Raw genomic sequence first — 17,227 nt, forward strand, 5'->3', positions numbered from 1 at the left:
TTTACATCGGTGGTGTCAGGCCATCCTTGCCGATCGCGACCGACTTTGCCGCGCTCGCGCCCGGCGGGGTGACCGCGAACACCTTCTGGCCCTTTGCCAGGACCGTTTTCTGCGTCGGGTCGAACCGGACGATCGGCACCCCGGCGGGTACCGCGACCTTCACGTTGCCGCCCTTGTACGACACCGAGAGCACCCGATCGGTCGACGACGCCCCGCCGCCGGGCGTGGCACCACCGGTCACCGTACCGTTAGTCATCGCGCTCTGCGGCTCGACCGTACCATTGGTCATCGCACTCTGCGCATCGACGGTGCCGTTGGTCATCGCGCTCGATCCCGCCGAATCGCCACCATTGGCCGCCACGACACCGGGGACGTCCCACGCATAATGCCCCTCACCCGTGCCACGCATCGATTCCGGGAAGATCACCACTTCGACGGCGCGGAGCGCGGTCTTGGGGCCGGTGGTCGCGGTGCCGATGAAGTCGCCATCCTTCAGCGACGAGAGGCTCGATGGCACCACCCAGGCATAGCCGGTCTTGGCGTCGATCGGCACCGTGACGGTCTTGCCGTCATAGGTCTGCACCGTCAGCGCATCGGCGGTCACCGCCTGCACGGTGCCGCGCACGCGGCCGGTCGAAGCGGTGGCGGTGGCGGCGGTGTCGTTGGCGGTCGCGTCGTTGCCGGTCCCGGTGCCGGAGCATCCGGCGACCAGCGTCAGTGCGGCGCCCATCAGGGCCAGGCTTTTGATCCGGTGCATGCAATATCCTCGCAATAAGCGTTGCCGACAATTCGGCGCCGTCGGTGACGAGGTCATGTTTGCCGCTTTACAGCAACTTACGCGATCCAATCATCGGCAGCCGGGAAACGCTCCACGGGCGAATATGGGCGCAGGAGCTCGGACGACGCGGCCAGTCACCGACAGCCGCGGCGATTTCGCCGCATATCCGCGCGATCAACCCGTCAATTGTGCAGATCGTAACGCATATCGACCCGGCAGAGTCCGATTCGGTGGCGGCGCTCGAACCGCATGAGCGCCGTGTCCAAGTCATCCATGTCGAGGGACCTGCGGCGATCGCGCTGATCCCGGCCTATGCCCCTGATGTCCACGCCTTCCCGCTGGATTCCGCGAGACCAAATGCTCGGTGGCAGCACGTCCAAGCCCAATTCTCGGGCAATGTGAGCCATGCCGTTCCCCGCTATCTGGGTCATATAGGCCAACAGTAGCTCGTGCCCGCTCAGCACGATGCAGGCTAGGTATACGCCGCTTAACGTCGGTAAAAAGAAAACCAAGCGCGGCGTCGCGTTCTAAAGACATGATCGGTTCATGCCGCATTGCACCCTGTGATTATCGGTGCGCGCGCCGCTTCGGCCACCATGGTCGTCGGCAGATCCTGTCCGCTTTTGAGTTTGTCGGACCGCGCCTCTCCGTCGCGATACGGGGAATTCAGACACCTATCTGGCCCATCCCGCGGTGTTACTGTCCGATATCAGCATCGTCGTGCGCCCATCCAGTACTGAATTCGACACCAGCAACAGGACTTTATGAACCACGGGGATGCACTGACACACGCCTGAAATCAAATCGCGATCTGCTAGCCATCAAGAGCCCGGCCAAGCCATTTGCACGACGCGGTAACCGACCCAAGTAATATTGGGCAGTTGGGGAGGAAGATAATGTTCAAGTTCAGCCTGCTTCTATCGACATCGCTGCTGGCATGCTTTGCCGCCGCCGCGCCCGCGTTCGCGCAGGACGTTCCCGCCGGCGCCGACACGCCCGCGGCCAGTCCGCAGGACGACGCGGCGCCGGCATCGGCCAGCCCCGCCCGTGCTGCGCGCGCGCCCGACGGCCAGACGCCCGTCGATGGGGCGGCGCTGCAGGACATCATCGTCACCGCGGAGCGCCGCTTCAACACCGCGCAGAAGACCGCGGCGGCGATCAGCGTGCGACCGGGCGCGGAAATGCTTCGCCAGGGACGCTATGAGCTCAAGAACATCCTCGAAGACGTTCCCGGCGTGGTCGGCGGCGCCGCCTCGACCGTGGCGACGTCGCAGGGCAGCGGCACGGACAACCCCGCGGCAGGCCTGGTCATTCGCGGCGTCCAGCCCAACTCGGGCGCCGGCGGCAGCGCGACGTCGACGTCGTCGACCGCGGCGATCTATGTCGACGACGTCTATAACGGCATCGGTGGCAACTACGACATCGACCGCGTCGAAGTGCTCCGCGGACCGCAGGGCACGCTGTACGGGCGCAGCGCGACATCGGGCGTGGTGGCGATCCAGACCGGCGCGCCGGATGCGTCCGCGATCAGCATGTCGGGAACCGGCGAGGTCGGGAACTTCGCGCTCCGCCACCTGACCGGCGACGTGAACATCCCGATTATCCAGGACAAGCTGGCGGTGCGCGCGTCGGGAAACCTGTACAAGCGTGACGGCTATTATTCGGCCCAGGGCGGCGCCGTCTCGAGCGAAGCCTTCCGCGTGAAGGCGCTGTTCACCCCGACCGACAATTTCTCCGCGTTGATCGGCTATGCGCAGGAATTCAACGTCACGCACTCGGGTGGCGTCTCGATCCGGCAGGGCGATTCACCGACCGACTTCATCTACACGCCGCAGGAGGTCGGGACCGGCAGGAACCATTTCCGGCAATATTGGGCGAATTTCAAACTTGACCTGGGGCCGGTGGAGGTCACGTATATCCCCGCGGTGCGCACTTGGTATCAGAATGCGACGATCGTCGCGCGGGGGACGGTGTTCAACGCGGACCAGACCATCGTGACGCCCGACGACAAGTTCGTGACTCACGAACTGCGGATCCACAGCGCGCCGAACGATTCGAAGTTCAGCTGGCAAACCGGTGCGATGTATTACCGGAACACGCTGAATACCGTGAACAACCTGTACAATCTCGATCTCGGTCGGTTCCTGTTCAAGGATACTACCGACAAGACGACGACCGCCGCTGGCGTGTTCGCCGAGGGCATCTACGCGTTCGCGCCGACCACGCGCCTGACCGCGGGCGTCCGCTATGATTATACCAAGGTCGCCGTGACGCAGGACTATACCAGCGTGATCGGCACGACCGCGACGCTGCGCGGCGACCAGGGCGTCCGCAAATTCAACAACGTGACCTACAAGGCGCGGATCGAGCATGATCTGGCACCGCGGAACCTGGTCTACGCATCGATCTCGACCGGATTCTCGCCGGGCGACATCACGCTGACCACCGGGCAGGATTTCCAGCCCGTGGTGCAGACGCTCGAGGCCGAAACGCTGACGGCCTATGAGGTCGGGTCGAAGAACCGGTTCCTCAACGACCGGCTGCAGATCAACGGTGCGCTCTTTTACTATGATTATGCCGGTTACCAGACCGCGCAGATCAACTTGACGCCCGAAAACCCTGGCAATCCGACATTCCGCACGATCACCGTGCCGCTGCGATCCTATGGCGCGGAGCTCGAGGTGCAGGCGCGTCCTTGGGCGAACGGCACGTTCAGCCTGAACGCGTCCTACACCAATGCGCGCTATGGGGACTTCGGCATCTACAAGACCTATTTCTCGACGCAGAAGGTATCAGGCGTGCCCCCGCTCCAGGGCAACGTCGCCTATGACCACCGGATTCCGCTGGGCGGCGAAGCGACGCTGGCGCTGCGCGGCGTGGTCCGCTTCTTCACCGCGCACGACCGGTCGCGGCTGACGCAGGAATGGGCAGATCTTGGCGCCGGTCCCTATGGCCATGTCAATTCGCAGGCGCTCGCCGACTTTAACGCGACGCTGATCATCAACCCGCAATTCTCGATCACCGGCTATGTCCGCAATCTCACCGACAACCGGTTCCTGCCGGACGGCTGGGCGATCGGCAGCGTCACGCCGAGCATGACCCCGGGCGGTCCGCTGCAGGTGAGCACCGACCGCGCGGCGCTCAGCGATCCACGGACGTTCGGAATGATCGTCAGCTTCCGCTACTGAATCGATGCTGCGTCGACAGGGCAGCGGTCGGGTATCCCCCGATCGCTGCCCTTTTTTCGTTTGCGCTGATCGACGACACCACCTCAATTTGCGAGCCATGCCGTACGCACCGAACGAAGAAAAACGCCGGGACTGGAAGTTATTCCAATCCCGGCGCTGCGTTCGTTCAGACGGGCGTCGGAAGCGCCGTCTACCTTGGCTATTTGGCGCCGATCACCGTCGTGCGCTGAAGGATCCGCCACTCGCCTTTACGCTTTTCGAGGACGTCCTCGTAATGGCCGGGCAACCCGACGATCGTCGTCTTCGTCTTCAGATCGGGATAGACGCTTACGAAATAGCCATATTGCGTCGCGCGCGTCGGGCTCTGGAACTCGAAGTGATGGCTCAGCGACAGATGCCAGGGCGGGTTACCATTGCCGATCGCGTTGGGCAGCGGCCCTCCACCCGGCGGCGCCGGCGGTGGCATGGCTGCAGCGCGATACGGCATCGTGAAGCTCTTGCCCGGCTCGGGCTGCGCGATGATCGTCGCCTCGGGCCAGAACGCGCGATCGAACTGTGCCATGTCGTGGCGCTCGAGACCGAGCGTATAATTGTCCACGGCAGCGTTCACGCCCACCCAGTCGTCGACCGTCGGCTTGAAACCGCTCGCATTGGCGCCTGCCGCCGCTGGCCCCGGCCCTTGGGCCTGCACCGCGCCGGACGCGAGCAACAGGCACGCCCCGACCATCCCCGTCAAATGTCGCATGATATCGTTCTTCCCCCTAAACCGGTCGTGACGTCACTTCGCGTCTTTCGCCTGGAGCTTCTTGAGCACATCGGCGGGATCCTGCATGATCGATTCGTTGCTCACCGGATCGAATTCGAGCGGATCCGCGCCCGAGCCACAAACCCATTCGGCGGGTATGCCCGCATCGCCGCGGTTGCGCTTAAAGATCTGCGTGTTGGCGACATAGGGCTTGGTCCAGACCGTGTCGTCGTAGATCGTCAGCGTGATCTCCATCGTGTCGGGATCGAGCAGCTTCATCCGCTCGACCATCCGCAGATTGGGTCCGTGCGGTCCAAACACGGACTCGATCGGCAGGACGAAGCGGCTCGTGCCCTTTCCCGGGAAATTGGTGTACTGGAACAGGATGTCGTCGGCGAAGGCGATGCTTTCGACGACGAACTCATTGCCCTCGAAATGGCCGATCGAGTCGCCCAGATAGCTCGGGTTCGGGCGCGCGGCATGCTTGCCGTTGACCTTGATGAACCGGGTCATGCTGCTGTTTTCGATATAGATCGCGATCATGCCGGGCTCGAAGAAGAACTTGAGCGGCGAACCGAGGCGCTGGATCGTCGGCATGCCCGGCGTCTTGCAGCCGGCGCCTGCAAACGGAATGTCCGTAATCGGCTTGAACGCATCGGCATAGGCCTTCGCCTTCGGCGTCAGCGGAGTCTTCGGCTCACGATCGAGGAATGAGGTGACGCTCTGCCAGTTTCCGGCAAAGAAATCGGGCAGCTTGGTGACGTCGGACCATTTGGATCCGAGCGCCGTCGACGCGGGCTGCATCGTGTTCGGCGAAGGGGCCTGCATCGGGATCGCGGTCGGACGCTCCAGTGCGCCCTGGGCCGATGAACCTGGGGCCGGTGAGCCCGCGGGCCCCGGCGGCGGAACGGCCTGCGCGATGCCGGCCGAGGGCAGCGCCATCATGGCCGAGCCCATGATCGCCGCCAGCAATGTCTTGCGATTTTTCATGACCATCCCCCCGATCAATTACCAGGTGCGACGCCAGGAGGCGGCGCACCGAACCCTGCGCCCAGCACCTTGCCGCTGGCCAGCTTGACCTCGCTGATCAGGCCGACCGTCCGGCCGTTGCGGCTCGGGCTGGCGGTGACGGTCACCTTGTCGCCGGTCTTCATGTCACCCGAATTCCAGCCGCTGCGCGCGAGCATGCCGGCGCTGCCGGCCTCGAACCCCCAGATTTCCTGCGCGCCGCCGGGCTTGGTGGTGCGGATGTAGAGCCAGGAATGCGGGTTCGACCACACCCATTTCTCGACGGTGCCGCTGATGCTGATCTTCCTGGTCATGTCGAACGGTGCCGCGGAATGATGCGCGGCCACTGGAATTGCTACGGCGACCAGCAACGAAGCCGCCACTGCTGCCGAAATACGGGTTGAACTCAGCACTTTCACCGCAGTCACCTTTCGAAGTTCCCAATAGCCGAGGCTACAGCATAGTCTCGCCGGCACAACAGAGCCAAAGCGTTGCCTCGGTTTAGACCGCCGGACTCCCGCGAGTTAGGTGCTAGAATTGGCCACGCACGCACCGCCGGAGGACCGATCGAAGCGTCGGGAATCTTTGCACCTAACTCGTCGTGCCGACGCACGCGACAGCGCACGACCATGAAGCTGGCAACACTCAAGGATGGGTCGCCCGACGGCAGGCTGCACGTCGTATCGCGCGACCTGACGCACACCGTCGCAGCAACCGCGATCACCCCCACGATGCAGACCGCGATCGAGCAGTGGGATCTGGTCGCGGGTGCGCTGGAGGACCTGTACGACGCGCTCAACGCCGGCAACGCGCGCGATGCGGCGGCGCTCGACACGTGCCGGCTCGCCGCGCCGCTGCCGCGCGCCTGGCAGTGGCTCGACGCGTCCGCCTTCCACTCGCATGGCGACCTGCTCGAAAAGGTGTTCGGGCTCGATCCGCCGCCCGAGAAGCGCACCGTGCCCCTGATGTACCAGGGTGCGGGCGACGATCTGCTCGGCGCGTGCGACGACGTTCCCCTGCCATCGGAAGAGGATGGGATGGATTTCGAGGCCGAGTTGGTTGCGATCCTCGACCGGGTGCCGATGGGCACGACGGTCGCGCAGGCCGACCGCCATATCCGCCTGCTGACGATGGCGAACGACACGAGCCTGCGCGCGCTCGCGGCGAAGGATCTGAGGACCGGCTTCGGCTTTCTGCAATCGAAGGGCGCGACGACGTTCGGACCGGTGGCGGTGACGCCCGACGAACTGGGGGACGCGTGGCGCGACGGCCGGGTCCACTTGCCGCTCCACATACACTGGAACGACGCGGCGTTCGGCCACCCGGACTGCGGCGCCATGGGCTTCTCGTTCGGCGAGTTGATCAGCCACGCCGCGCGGACGCGCAATCTCACGGCGGGCACGCTGATCGGCACGGGCACGATTTCGAATGCGAATTTCCGCGAGGTGGGATCGGCTTGCATTGCCGAGCGTCGCGCGATCGAACTCGTCGACGAAGGCGCGCCGAGGACGCCCTATCTGAAATTCGGCGACCGCGTGCGCATCGAGATGGTCGACACCGCCGGGCGATCGATCTTCGGCGCGATCGATCAGACCTATGTCCGTGCCGACATTCGTTAGCCGGAGCCTGATCGGGCCGGCATGCGTCGGCAGATTTCACATAGCATCAAGGAGGTTCGCATGGCGATCTATCTGAAGCGCGGCGCGACCGCGGCGGCGAAGGCCGAGACCCATCGCCAGGTTCGCGACACCGTCGAGGCGATCCTCGCGGATATCGAGACGCGCGGCGATGCGGCGGTCCGCGAACTGTCGATCAAGTTCGATGGCTGGGATCGCGACAGCTATCTGCTGACCCCGCGCGAGATCCAGGACTGCCTCGACCAGCTCTCCGGGCAGGACCTGAAGGACATCGCGTTCGCGCAGACGCAGGTCCGCAATTTCGCGCAGATCCAGCGCGCCAGCATGACCGACGTCGAGGTCGAGACGCTGCCGGGCGTCGTGCTGGGCCACAAGACGCTGCCGCTCAACGCCGCGGGTTGCTACGTGCCGGGCGGCAAATATCCCCTGCTCGCCTCCGCGCACATGTCGGTCATCACCGCCAAGGTCGCCGGCGTTCCCCGCGTCGTGACCTGCGCGCCCCCGTTCAACGGCAAGCCGGCGCCGGCGATCGTCGCGGCGCAGGCGATGGCGGGCGCGGACGAGATCTATTGCCTTGGCGGGATCCAGGCGGTCGCGGCGATGGGGCTCGGGACGCAGTCGATCGCGCCGGTCGACATCCTTGTCGGCCCCGGCAACGCGTTCGTCGCCGAAGCCAAGCGTCAGCTGTTCGGTCGCGTGGGCATCGATCTGTTCGCGGGGCCCACCGAGACATTGGTCATCGCGGACGAGATCGGCTGCGACGGCGAACTCGCCGCGACCGACCTGCTTGGGCAGGCCGAGCACGGCCCCGACAGTCCAGCGATCCTGCTCACCACCAGCCGCGCGCTCGCCGAGGAGACGATGCGGGAGATCGAGCGGCTCCTGCTGATCCTGCCGACCGCCGAATACGCACGCCGCGCTTGGGACAGCTTCGGCGAGGTCATTATCGCCGAAGACGATGCCGAGATGGTCCGCATTGCCGACGAGATCGCGTCCGAGCACGTTCAGGTCATGACGCGCGATCCCGACTATTTCCTGCACCACATGACCAACTATGGCGCGCTGTTCCTCGGTGCGCGGACCAACGTCGCCTATGGCGACAAGGTGATCGGCACGAACCATACGCTGCCGACCAAGAAGGCCGCGCGGTATACCGGCGGGCTGTGGGTCGGGAAGTTCCTCAAGACCTGCACGTATCAGCGCGTGCTGACCGACGAGGCATCGGCGATGATCGGCGAATATTGCAGCCGGCTCTGTGCGCTCGAGGGCTTTGCCGGGCATGGCGAACAGGCCAACATCCGCGTACGTCGCTATGGCGGCCGCAACGTGCCGTACGCCGGAAAGGTTGAACCCCGTTGACCCTCCCCGTCACGCCCAGTTTCCGGCTCGATGGCCGCCGCGCCGTGGTGACGGGCGCAGGCCGTGGCATCGGGCTCGCCAGCGCGGCCGCCTTGGCCGAGGCGGGGGCGGACGTGACGCTGGTCGCGCGCAGCCTCGACGAGATCCAGGCCGCCGCCGCCGAGATTGTCGCCGCGGGGGGGCGTGCGGTTGCGGCACGGCTCGACGTCACCGATCTCAGCGCGGTCGCGTGGTTCTTTGCCGAGCGCCCCGCGTTCGACATCCTTGTCAACAATGCCGGGACCAACCGGCCGATGTCGATGATCGACGTCGCCGAGGCCGACTTCGACGCAGTCCTCGACCTGAACCTGAAGAGCAGCTTCTTCGTCGCGCAGGCCGTCGTCCGGCGGATGATCGAGGATGGCGTGCCCGGTTCGCTGATCCACATGGGATCGCAGATGGGGCATGTCGGCGGGATCAACCGATCGCTGTACTGCGCCTCCAAATGGGGGCTGGAGGGCATGAACAAGGCGTTCGCGCTGGATCTCGCGCAGCACCGGATCCGCTCGAACACGATCGCGCCGACCTTCATCGAGACACCGCTGACCAGGCCGTATTTCGAAGACGGGGCGTTCAGGTCCGGCGTGCTCGAAAAGATCAAGCTCGGCCGCCTCGGACAGGTGACCGACCTGATGGGCGCAGTCCTGTTCCTGGCATCGGATGCCTCCGCGATGATGACCGGCACCAGCCTGATCGTCGACGGCGGCTGGACCGCGGACTGACGTCCGCCGCCCTCGCGCCGAGTATTTACACCTAACTCGGGCGCCTCCCCCAACCTACGCCGACCCGATGCATCCGGCAGGACTCCGCCTGATCGCGCCCCACGGCTTGCGATCACGCGCGACGTCCGGCCTCGTCGAGGAAAGGCACGCCTATGATCACCGCTGAACGCCAGGCCGGCACCTTACAGGGCATCTTGCTGCTCCTGCCAATTACGATGGCGGTCATGGGCCTTATCGTGCTGGTGCCGATTCTGCCTGCGATGATGGCGCATTACCGTGACGTCCCCGGCTTCGACTATCTGATCCCGCTGATGCTGACCCTGCCGGCGTTGTGCGTGGCGGTGCTCTCGCCCGTCGCCGGCGTCGTCGTCGACTTTTTCGGGCGGCGCAAGACTTGCATCGGCGCGCTGGTGATCTACTCGATCGTCGGCATCCTGCCGATCTTCCTCGAAAGCCTGAGCGCGATCATCATCAGCCGCGTGGTGCTCGGCGCGATGGAGGCGCTCGTCGTGATCTCCAGCACGACGCTGATCGGCGACTATTTCCACGGTCGGGACCGTGAGAAATGGCTCGCCAACCAGACCGCGGTCGCCTCGCTATCGTCGATCTTCCTTGCGCTGCTGGGCGGCGCCCTCGGCAGCTTTGGCTGGCGCGGTGCCTTCGCCGCCTACGGCGTCAGCATCGTCTTCGCGATCGCCCTCCTCCTCTGGACCTGGGAACCGCGCAAGAGCGACGAGCCGCTCGAGGAGTTCGCCGCACCCGGCGCCCGCTTCCCCTGGAGCACCATCCTGCCGATCTCGCTGCTCGCGATCTTCGGCGGCACGATGTTCTTCACGATGCAGATCCAGGTCAGCAGCATGCTGAGCGAATATTATGGGATCAGCTCAACGAGCGCGCTCGGCCTCTACAGCGGGCTGGCCGGCCTGTCGGTCGCGGCCGGAACATTGCTCTACCGGCGTTTTACCGCGCGTTTCATCACGCCGACCCAGCTGCTGATCGCGTTCGGGCTGCTCGGCGTGTCGTACGTGCTGATGAACTATTCGCCGACGCCGCAGCTGTTCACGACATGGCTGGTCGTGAACCAGATTGGCTCGGGCATGCTGCTGCCCGCGCTGGTCGTCTCGGCGATGGGCCGACTGCCGTTCGAGGTTCGCGGTCGCGGCACGGGGATGTTCATGAGCGGATGGTGGCTCGGCCAGCCGCTGAGCAGCCAGGCGGTCGCGTTCATGCGTGGCCACAATGGTGGCGACCTGCCGGCGACGTTGCAGATCCTTGGCATCCTGTGCCTCGTCGCGGCCGCGATCGCGCTCGCCAGCCGCTTCCGCGGATCGTCGCGTACGGAGGCGTCGGCGGTAGGCTGACGAAACGCTCGCTTCAGCTCAGCGTGCTGCGGTCCAGGGCTGCAGGATTTCGGGTGGGGGCCCTTTGATCTCGGCGACCAGCCCGCTCGCGTCGAGCACGTAGAGCAGGCAGCCGCGGATCGTCTGGACCTCGCCGGCCTTGAGCGGGCGCCCGAAGATCGTCGTGTCGGCGCAATCCCGAATGCAGCGGACCTCGCTGCGCACTTCGGCCGCGGCGCCGGTGCGGTCGGAACAGAAGAACGTCACGGCGAGCCGCTCCTTCACGAAAGGACGCTGACGCGCATAGAAATCAAGCACGCCGGCGCGGCCGCGGATGTTCATCACGAACCGGATATCGTCCGCATAATAGTCGACGAACCGCAGATCGCCGGCGTTCATCAGACCGATATAGCGATCATACGCGGTCCGATCGAACCGCGCGGCCGACGATTCCGCCACCGCGGCCAACGGCACCAATGCCGCCGCGCCGAGCAGCAACGCGCGGCGATCGGGGCCTGCGTTCACGATCGCCGTTTTACCCCTGCCCCGTCAGATGCAGCCCGATCTTCTCCATCGGCGCGAGCGCCTGGAGGATCGGCGGCAGGATCGGCACGACCTCGGCACCCGCGGTATAGCGCAGCATCGGCTCGGCATCGGTCGCTGCGGCCAGTAGCGCGGTCACGACCGGCGTGATGTCTTCGGGCGCCTTGGCCTCCAGCCCATCGAAGTTGCGGTTGAAGTTCGCTGCCGCTGCCGCGTACGGCGCGCTTGCCGCGCGATCGAGCGACTTTTGCGGCAGCGCCGTCTTGAACGGCCCGGGCATGACGCTGACCACCTGGACACCAAAGCCGCGCGTCTCGATGTTGAGTGCGGCAGTCGCCGTGTCCAGAGCATGCTTGCTGGCGCAATATGCCCCCATGAACGGCGTCTTCATGAGCGCCGCGACGGACGTCACGTTGATGACCCGTCCCGCACCCTGCGCGCGCATGATCGGCAGCACCCGCCGGATCAGGTCGAGCGGACCGAACAGGTTCGTCTCGAACATCGTGCGCCATTGGCTGTCGGGGGTATCCTCGACCGAGCCGCGCGCGCCGACGCCGGCATTGTTGACCAGAATGTCGATGCGGCCGAACTGCTCGACCACGAAATCGACGATCCCCTGGCGCATCGTGGCATCGGTCACGTCGAGCGGCGCGATTACGAAATCGGTTGGCTTCGCGTGCGCGATTGCCTTGAGCCGCGCCGATGCCGCCTCGGGCCTGCGCATCGTCGCGACGACCTGATAGCCGCGCTCGGCAAACGCCAGCGCACTGGCCTCGCCAAAGCCCGAGCTGCAACCGGTAATCAGTACGACCGGCATAGCGGCATTCCCTTTGTGAACAGCAGAGGTTGCTGGTGCAGCGCGTTACTTGCCGAGTTTTTCGAGCACCGGGTTGGGCGGTCCCCATTGGCCGCCAAGAAGCTGATCGAGACCCGCGATGCCGCCGCCATCGGCGGTGCGCAGTTGATCGCCATCGGTCCAATGCTCGATCTCGTGACCCCAAGGATCATTCCAATAGTCGAAGATCTGGCTTCCCAGAATGTGCCGGCCGACACCCCAATGCTGATGCCACCCCGCCTGGATCAGGAAATCATGCCCCGCCATCAGGTCGTCGACGTCCGCCACCTCGAACGCCGAGTGCATGAACTCGGGCGGCCCCTTGGGCGGCTCGAACAGGAAGATGGTGTGGTGATCGCACGGTTCATCGCCCCGATCGGCGCGCATGAAGGCACCGATCGCGACGCCCGGCTCGGGCTGGATCTCGTCCGACGTGACGAATCCGAACCGCTCCTTGTACCACTGCTCGGACCGCCGAAAATTGGATACGCCGAACACGCAGTGACCAAGCCGCTGGACGTGCGACGCCCCCTGCCGAACCCGGCGGAAGCTCCCGATGCGAGGATGTTCGCCGCCGTGATTCCACGGCATCGGATAGGACAGCGTCCGTTCGACCTGCGGCAGCGTCGCCTGCTCGGCGACCGCCTCGATCAGGAATCCGTCCGGGTCGGTGAGCCGCACCACGAGCCCACCGCCGGGAGCATCGAGCGGCTCGACCGAGGCGCCGTCATGTGCCGCCAGCGCTTCGAGATCGGCGCGGTCGCGAACCCAGATCCCCAGCGCCTTGAAACCTGGTTCACCGAGCTCGGTCGCATGGACGAACGGCGCGCGGCCGGTGCCGCGCATGAACAAGCGATTGGACGCCTGATCGGACACCGAGTCGACCATACCGAAGTCCAGCAGGAAATTCTGCATCTTGGCGAGGTCGGGCGCGCTGAAGCGCACATACGCCACATCCACTGCTTTCGCGATGCTCATTGGTGATCCACTCCGCGTTGTTGCCGCACCTTTTCGCGCGCGCAGGCTTCGGGGGCGGGGCAATCGCGGCGGCCCGAAACCGGCCGCCATTCGCCCTGCTGATTATGGGCTATATAGTCATTATTAGACTATATGGTCAATTTAAACCTGCCGATTTATCAGTCTTCCATGGCGTTCGCGTAGCATGGCGATCGGTCAGGCGAGCGGGTAGGAATAGCCGATCCAGCGACCGAGGAAGACGATCACCAGCCAGAGCGTGAGCGAGCTGAACCCGGCGATTTTGGCGGCGCGCGGCGTCGGCAGCCGGTCGTCCCAGTCGCCGATCTTCCGGTACGCGGTCATGTGGAAGATCGCCATGTTGATCCCCGCGATCAGGATCGTCAGCAGTTTGAAGCGGAACGGCATGCTCTGGTAATAGCCGGTCGCGTTGGACAGGAAGAGCAACGTCCCCGAGATCAGCGCCAGCACGAAGGCGACCCAGGTGAAGGGCAGCATGTCGACGATCAGTTGACGCGCACCGCGGCGGTGCGAGGCCACGCCGATCAGCCGCAGGTCGACGATCGCGATCGTGCCGACGACCGCCGTGATCATCAGGACGTGGACGCTCTCGATCCACGGAAATAGCGTCGCGCTCTCGCGAATGGTGGTCCCGATCGTGGAATCGTACAGCGTCTGCATGAGCGCGTTGGGCGGCACGGTGTCCGGCATCATGGCATGGTCTCCGGAAAAATAGGGGGTGTCACTGGTAGTAGGCGATCCAGCGACCGCAGAAGACGACCGCCACCCAGATCGCGAGCGAGGCCCAGGCCAGCGGCTTCACCAATGCGGCGGCGCGTGTGTGCTCGATGCGGTAATCGGGGTGCAGGATCGGGTAGCGGAACAGCAGGGTCAGCACGAAGCCGGTGAGCACCAGCGCCATCTTCGCCCAGAACACCGGGTTCATCAGCACGCGATAGGGCTCGCCGAGACCGAGGACGAACCCGCTCGCCAGCAGCAGCGCGAGCGACGACCACATCCACGGCAGATGCCGCTTCGCCACCGCGCGCGGCGCCTCGTCGGTCGCCAGCACGCCCGCCAGCCGCAGGTCCATCACGATCGCCGCGCCGACGACGCCTGCGATCGCGATGATGTGGATGCTCTGCACCCCGGGGATGATCCAGCTGGTCTCGCGGATCGCCGTGCTGAGCGGGGTGCCGTAAAGGTGGTTGGCGAACTTTGCGACTGACATGGTCTGCTATCCTAAGATGTGCGCGTATCCCGAGAGCCCCGAGCCTCGCATGATGGAGGCTCGTGTCGACGACGCTCCTGTCGGAGATGCTGCTGACGGCGCGGCGCTTTACGGGCTGGGTGGCGCGCCCGCCCCCGGCGTCGGCATGGTCGGCGTACCGACATCCCAATGCTCGACCAGCTTGGCATTCTTCACCCGGAACATGTTGAAGATATACGCTTGTTTCATCCGCCCCGTCGCGGGATCGGGAAGCTCGCGCGCGGTCAGCATCATGACCCGGTCGCCCTCTGCCATCACCGCGATCGTCCGCGGCGCTGGCATCGCCTTCATCGCCGGCATGGCCTGGAACATCCGGACCAGCTTGTCGCGCGCGGTGCCCGGTCCCGGCAGATCGACCAACGGTTCGGCATGCTGGACATAGTCGGGGCTGAGGTATTTCTCGGCGATCGCCTGGATCTGTGTCTTGGTGGTACCTGCCGCGTCGGCTGCGTTCAGGGCCTGGTAGAAATCGAGCACGACCTGCTTGTTCGCCGCCTCAGCCGGTGCGTCGTGCGCCAAGGCTGGCGATGCGGAAGCCAGCAACACGGCACATACAATTCCGACCGGCTTCAACGCTGCTGTGAACTTCGGCATGATGTCTCCTGGGGTGCGCATCACGATCAGTCTCGCGGTTCGGGAACGAGACCGGCATCGGCGCTGACGCTCGGATCGCCGACCTGTTCTTCGCAATTATACTCGGCGAACACCGCCTGATGCGGCGCCCAGCCGAAGGTCCGCACGATCGTCCACGGCGCGGTGTAATAGGTCGGGTCGATGATCGTCGTGACGACTTCGAGGAATGGGACGCGCCCGACGTCGCTCACCTTGCGCATCCGCTGGATCAGCTTGCCGTTCGCGGACAGCGGCGTCCCGTCGACGTCGAGCCAGATCGCCTGCCTGAAGTCGGTCGTCTCGACGACGAGCGTGCCGCCGTCCCAATGCCCGATCGAGCGCCCCATATATTGCTTCTGCGTCGGCAGCGGAACGCCCTGCGGATCGAGCGAGATATACCAGCGGCCGTGATATTCCTCGAACAGGACCTCGACATGATCCTTGTCCTGGATGATCGAGAACGGGAAATTCAGGTCGCGCTGCCATTGCGGCCCCGGCGGCCTGCAGATCGCCGACGCGTTGATGAACGGCTTGCCCGCCTTCAGCGACATCACGCGGCGCGACAGCACCTTGGCGCCGGCCATCGTGTAGGGCGCGAGCGCACCGTACATGTCGCGTTGCGACCGAAACTGGAGCGGCTGATTGTTGACCCACGTCCCTTGCAGATCGCGCGGATCCGCCGTGGGCATGACCGCATCGGCGGGCAATGGCGGCCGCGGCGGTATCAGGCCGGGCCCCGGGGGCGGCAGATCCGCGACGATCTTCTGCGCATCCGTCAGCACCGGTCCGGTCGGCGCCCCCGGCGGCGGACCGCCCGAGGCGCCCGGCGGCAGCTGCATCTGGCCACCAGGCGGCCCCTGCTGCGCCTGAACGAGCGCGGGCGTCACCGCCAGCATCAGCGCGGTCGCCGCAGCGATCGGCCTGCGCATCGTAGTGGAGAACGGGAAGCGGGTCGTCATGCGGAGAGGCTCCAGATCAGGGTGCGGCCGCGTCATTTGGAAAACGCAGGCTGCTTCGCGGCGATCCGATCGAGGCACACGTCCTCGGCGAAGATCGCGTCGGGTTGCCGTTTATAGGTCACGACCGACGTCCAGGGCTGCGTGAAGAACGCCGGATCCTCGACCGTGATGCGGTCCTCGAGCGTGTTGGCATCGACCAAGCGATAGCGTTCGGTGACCTTGAGGTCATAGCCGTGCGGCACCAAGTCATCGATCAGCGTGCGGTCCGATCCGCCCTGCATGACCGAGACCAAAGTATCGCCTTCCCAATGCCCCTTCGACTTGCCGGTCATCGTCGGCACGAGCCCCTGCCCCATCAGGTCCGGCTGCGGCGGAACCCCGACATTGATCTGGCGAAGCGCGCGGTTCCATTCGTAATCGAAGGTCACGACACCCTGCCGGTTCCAGATCTTGAACCGCATCGGCGTCAGCGCGAGCCGCGGCACGCCCGGGTTCGAGCAGCGCGAGAGCGTGATGTCGTAATCGTCGAACTTGCGCTGCACCCTGAGCGTCTTGTTCGCCTCATAGGCCTTGCGCCCCTCCGCGGTGAACGGCACCGCGCCGGCGATCGGCTTGAGCACCGTGGTCGGCGCCGCGATCTTCCACACGCCCTCCAGGTTCGCGCCCATCGGCGGTGCCGACTGGCCGCAGGCCATGCTAGCTAGACCCAGCATCGTGCCCACCAGCGAAGCGCGCGCGATCCGTCGGGTCATTCTGTGATCAATCGCCATGTCGCACCCTTTAATTCCCGCCAGCACGCGCGGCTTCGGTGTCCGAAAAGCTCTTGCCGCTCGACAGCTTCACGCTCGCCATCGCACCGCCAGGCTGGCCGCTGATATTGGGGTGGAAGGTTACCTTCACCTTGTCGCCGCGCTTGAAATCGCGCGGCGTCAGCCCCTGCTTGGAAAACATCAGCGGGCTGCCGCTGACGATCGACATCTGCTTTTCCTTGCCCTTGTCGAGATAGACCAGGACCATCGACGAGTGCGGCGCACCCCAGCGAAATTCCTTGAGTGTCCCTTCCGCCGACACGGTCTGGTTCATGTCGTAGGCAGCGAAGGAATGATGGGCGATCGCGGGGCCTGCCACGACGCCGACGCTCGCAACCAAAACAGGCCATAAATACCGGGATGCCTTCAACGCATTCATGATGATACTCCAGACGTGCAGGGTCGGCG

At 65.1% G+C, this 17,227-nt stretch carries 19 protein-coding genes; 6 read left to right on the forward strand and 13 right to left on the reverse strand.

The features are described 5' to 3' along the window. Position 1: 1 nt before the first annotated feature. Positions 2-757, reverse strand: a complete 756-nt coding sequence (locus tag C8J26_RS18440; RefSeq protein WP_107959659.1) for a hypothetical protein — start codon at positions 755-757, stop codon at positions 2-4. Positions 758-816: 59 nt separating this feature from the next. Here C8J26_RS18440 and C8J26_RS20715 point away from each other — a divergent pair, with 59 nt between their 5' ends. Together C8J26_RS20715 and C8J26_RS18450 are read left to right on the forward strand one after the other, a co-directional pair. Then, positions 817-1,224, forward strand: a complete 408-nt coding sequence (locus C8J26_RS20715) for a beta/alpha barrel domain-containing protein (RefSeq protein ID WP_208631460.1) — start codon at positions 817-819, stop codon at positions 1,222-1,224. Positions 1,225-1,674: 450 nt separating this feature from the next. Next, a complete protein-coding gene (locus C8J26_RS18450; protein WP_107959661.1) occupies positions 1,675-3,966 on the forward strand; it encodes a TonB-dependent receptor in 2,292 nt (763 codons plus the stop codon). A 199-nt stretch (positions 3,967-4,165) separates the two neighbouring features. Here the strand turns inward: C8J26_RS18450 and C8J26_RS18455 are convergent, their stop codons facing one another. The 3 genes from C8J26_RS18455 to C8J26_RS18465 are packed head-to-tail and all read right to left on the reverse strand — an operon-like array spanning position 4,166 to position 6,195. Next, positions 4,166-4,711 carry a nuclear transport factor 2 family protein gene (locus C8J26_RS18455; RefSeq protein ID WP_107959663.1) on the reverse strand — a complete coding sequence of 182 codons (546 nt, stop codon included), beginning with the start codon at positions 4,709-4,711 and terminating at the stop codon, positions 4,166-4,168. 33 nt (positions 4,712-4,744) lie between these two features. Then, positions 4,745-5,701, reverse strand: a complete 957-nt coding sequence (locus tag C8J26_RS18460; protein ID WP_146168907.1) for a hypothetical protein — start codon at positions 5,699-5,701, stop codon at positions 4,745-4,747. Between the two features lie 14 nt (positions 5,702-5,715). Next, positions 5,716-6,195 (reverse strand): DUF6152 family protein, encoded by a 480-nt coding sequence (locus C8J26_RS18465; RefSeq protein WP_341871511.1) that lies wholly within the window; start codon positions 6,193-6,195, stop codon positions 5,716-5,718. Positions 6,196-6,348: 153 nt separating this feature from the next. Between C8J26_RS18465 and C8J26_RS18470 the strand changes: the two genes are divergently transcribed. From C8J26_RS18470 to C8J26_RS18485, 4 genes are all read left to right on the forward strand, one after another. Further along, the gene (locus tag C8J26_RS18470; RefSeq protein ID WP_107959667.1) at positions 6,349-7,338 is read left to right on the forward strand and encodes a fumarylacetoacetate hydrolase family protein; all 990 of its coding nucleotides are present in this window, start codon (positions 6,349-6,351) and stop codon (positions 7,336-7,338) included. Positions 7,339-7,398: 60 nt separating this feature from the next. Next, the gene (gene hisD / locus C8J26_RS18475) at positions 7,399-8,715 is read left to right on the forward strand and encodes a histidinol dehydrogenase (RefSeq protein ID WP_107959669.1); all 1,317 of its coding nucleotides are present in this window, start codon (positions 7,399-7,401) and stop codon (positions 8,713-8,715) included. Beyond that, positions 8,712-9,476: an SDR family NAD(P)-dependent oxidoreductase gene (locus C8J26_RS18480; RefSeq protein ID WP_107959671.1), complete on the forward strand. Its 765-nt coding sequence runs from the start codon at positions 8,712-8,714 to the stop codon at positions 9,474-9,476. Before hisD ends, C8J26_RS18480 begins: the two co-directional genes overlap by 4 nt. Before the next feature lie 152 nt (positions 9,477-9,628). Then, positions 9,629-10,837, forward strand: a complete 1,209-nt coding sequence (locus tag C8J26_RS18485) for an MFS transporter (protein ID WP_107959672.1) — start codon at positions 9,629-9,631, stop codon at positions 10,835-10,837. Positions 10,838-10,855: 18 nt separating this feature from the next. On the opposite strand, the gene C8J26_RS18490 is transcribed toward C8J26_RS18485, so the two are convergent. From C8J26_RS18490 to C8J26_RS18530, 9 genes are all read right to left on the reverse strand, one after another. After that, on the reverse strand, positions 10,856-11,341 hold the full coding sequence (locus C8J26_RS18490; RefSeq protein WP_107959674.1) for a nuclear transport factor 2-like protein: 486 nt from the start codon (positions 11,339-11,341) through the stop codon (positions 10,856-10,858). A 10-nt stretch (positions 11,342-11,351) separates the two neighbouring features. Further along, complete coding sequence (locus C8J26_RS18495; protein WP_107959676.1) at positions 11,352-12,176, reverse strand: SDR family oxidoreductase; 825 nt, start codon at positions 12,174-12,176, stop codon at positions 11,352-11,354. Between the two features lie 45 nt (positions 12,177-12,221). After that, positions 12,222-13,172 (reverse strand): VOC family protein, encoded by a 951-nt coding sequence (locus C8J26_RS18500; protein ID WP_107959678.1) that lies wholly within the window; start codon positions 13,170-13,172, stop codon positions 12,222-12,224. Positions 13,173-13,367: 195 nt separating this feature from the next. Then, positions 13,368-13,883 carry a DUF6644 family protein gene (locus C8J26_RS18505; protein ID WP_234422548.1) on the reverse strand — a complete coding sequence of 172 codons (516 nt, stop codon included), beginning with the start codon at positions 13,881-13,883 and terminating at the stop codon, positions 13,368-13,370. A gap of 28 nt (positions 13,884-13,911) precedes the next feature. Beyond that, entirely contained in the window at positions 13,912-14,400 is a 489-nt protein-coding gene (locus C8J26_RS18510) for a DUF6644 family protein (RefSeq protein WP_107959680.1), read from the reverse strand. Positions 14,401-14,508: 108 nt separating this feature from the next. Then, on the reverse strand, positions 14,509-15,033 hold the full coding sequence (locus C8J26_RS18515) for a nuclear transport factor 2 family protein (protein ID WP_167398907.1): 525 nt from the start codon (positions 15,031-15,033) through the stop codon (positions 14,509-14,511). Positions 15,034-15,059: 26 nt separating this feature from the next. Continuing rightward, on the reverse strand, positions 15,060-16,010 hold the full coding sequence (locus tag C8J26_RS18520; RefSeq protein ID WP_107959684.1) for a hypothetical protein: 951 nt from the start codon (positions 16,008-16,010) through the stop codon (positions 15,060-15,062). Positions 16,011-16,042: 32 nt separating this feature from the next. Next, the gene (locus tag C8J26_RS18525) at positions 16,043-16,762 is read right to left on the reverse strand and encodes a hypothetical protein (protein WP_341871512.1); all 720 of its coding nucleotides are present in this window, start codon (positions 16,760-16,762) and stop codon (positions 16,043-16,045) included. A 28-nt stretch (positions 16,763-16,790) separates the two neighbouring features. Continuing rightward, a complete protein-coding gene (locus tag C8J26_RS18530; RefSeq protein WP_107959686.1) occupies positions 16,791-17,198 on the reverse strand; it encodes a DUF6152 family protein in 408 nt (135 codons plus the stop codon). Positions 17,199-17,227: the final 29 nt, after the last annotated feature.

It is taken from the genome of Sphingomonas aurantiaca, from assembly GCF_003050705.1.
Taxonomy (GTDB): Bacteria; Pseudomonadota; Alphaproteobacteria; order Sphingomonadales; family Sphingomonadaceae; genus Sphingomonas; species Sphingomonas aurantiaca.

Coding starts and splice junctions, on each gene's coding strand:
- C8J26_RS18440 (WP_107959659.1), bottom strand. CDS start 757: ATGCACCGGATCAAAAGCCTGGCCCTGATGGGCGCCGCACTGACGCTG.
- C8J26_RS18450 (WP_107959661.1), top strand. CDS start 1,675: ATGTTCAAGTTCAGCCTGCTTCTATCGACATCGCTGCTGGCATGCTTT.
- C8J26_RS18455 (WP_107959663.1), bottom strand. CDS start 4,711: ATGCGACATTTGACGGGGATGGTCGGGGCGTGCCTGTTGCTCGCGTCC.
- C8J26_RS18460 (WP_146168907.1), bottom strand. CDS start 5,701: ATGAAAAATCGCAAGACATTGCTGGCGGCGATCATGGGCTCGGCCATG.
- C8J26_RS18470 (WP_107959667.1), top strand. CDS start 6,349: ATGAAGCTGGCAACACTCAAGGATGGGTCGCCCGACGGCAGGCTGCAC.
- hisD (WP_107959669.1), top strand. CDS start 7,399: ATGGCGATCTATCTGAAGCGCGGCGCGACCGCGGCGGCGAAGGCCGAG.
- C8J26_RS18485 (WP_107959672.1), top strand. CDS start 9,629: ATGATCACCGCTGAACGCCAGGCCGGCACCTTACAGGGCATCTTGCTG.
- C8J26_RS18495 (WP_107959676.1), bottom strand. CDS start 12,176: ATGCCGGTCGTACTGATTACCGGTTGCAGCTCGGGCTTTGGCGAGGCC.
- C8J26_RS18500 (WP_107959678.1), bottom strand. CDS start 13,172: ATGAGCATCGCGAAAGCAGTGGATGTGGCGTATGTGCGCTTCAGCGCG.
- C8J26_RS18505 (WP_234422548.1), bottom strand. CDS start 13,883: ATGATGCCGGACACCGTGCCGCCCAACGCGCTCATGCAGACGCTGTAC.
- C8J26_RS18510 (WP_107959680.1), bottom strand. CDS start 14,400: ATGTCAGTCGCAAAGTTCGCCAACCACCTTTACGGCACCCCGCTCAGC.
- C8J26_RS18515 (WP_167398907.1), bottom strand. CDS start 15,033: ATGCCGAAGTTCACAGCAGCGTTGAAGCCGGTCGGAATTGTATGTGCC.
- C8J26_RS18520 (WP_107959684.1), bottom strand. CDS start 16,010: ATGACGACCCGCTTCCCGTTCTCCACTACGATGCGCAGGCCGATCGCT.
- C8J26_RS18525 (WP_341871512.1), bottom strand. CDS start 16,762: ATGACCCGACGGATCGCGCGCGCTTCGCTGGTGGGCACGATGCTGGGT.
- C8J26_RS18530 (WP_107959686.1), bottom strand. CDS start 17,198: ATGAATGCGTTGAAGGCATCCCGGTATTTATGGCCTGTTTTGGTTGCG.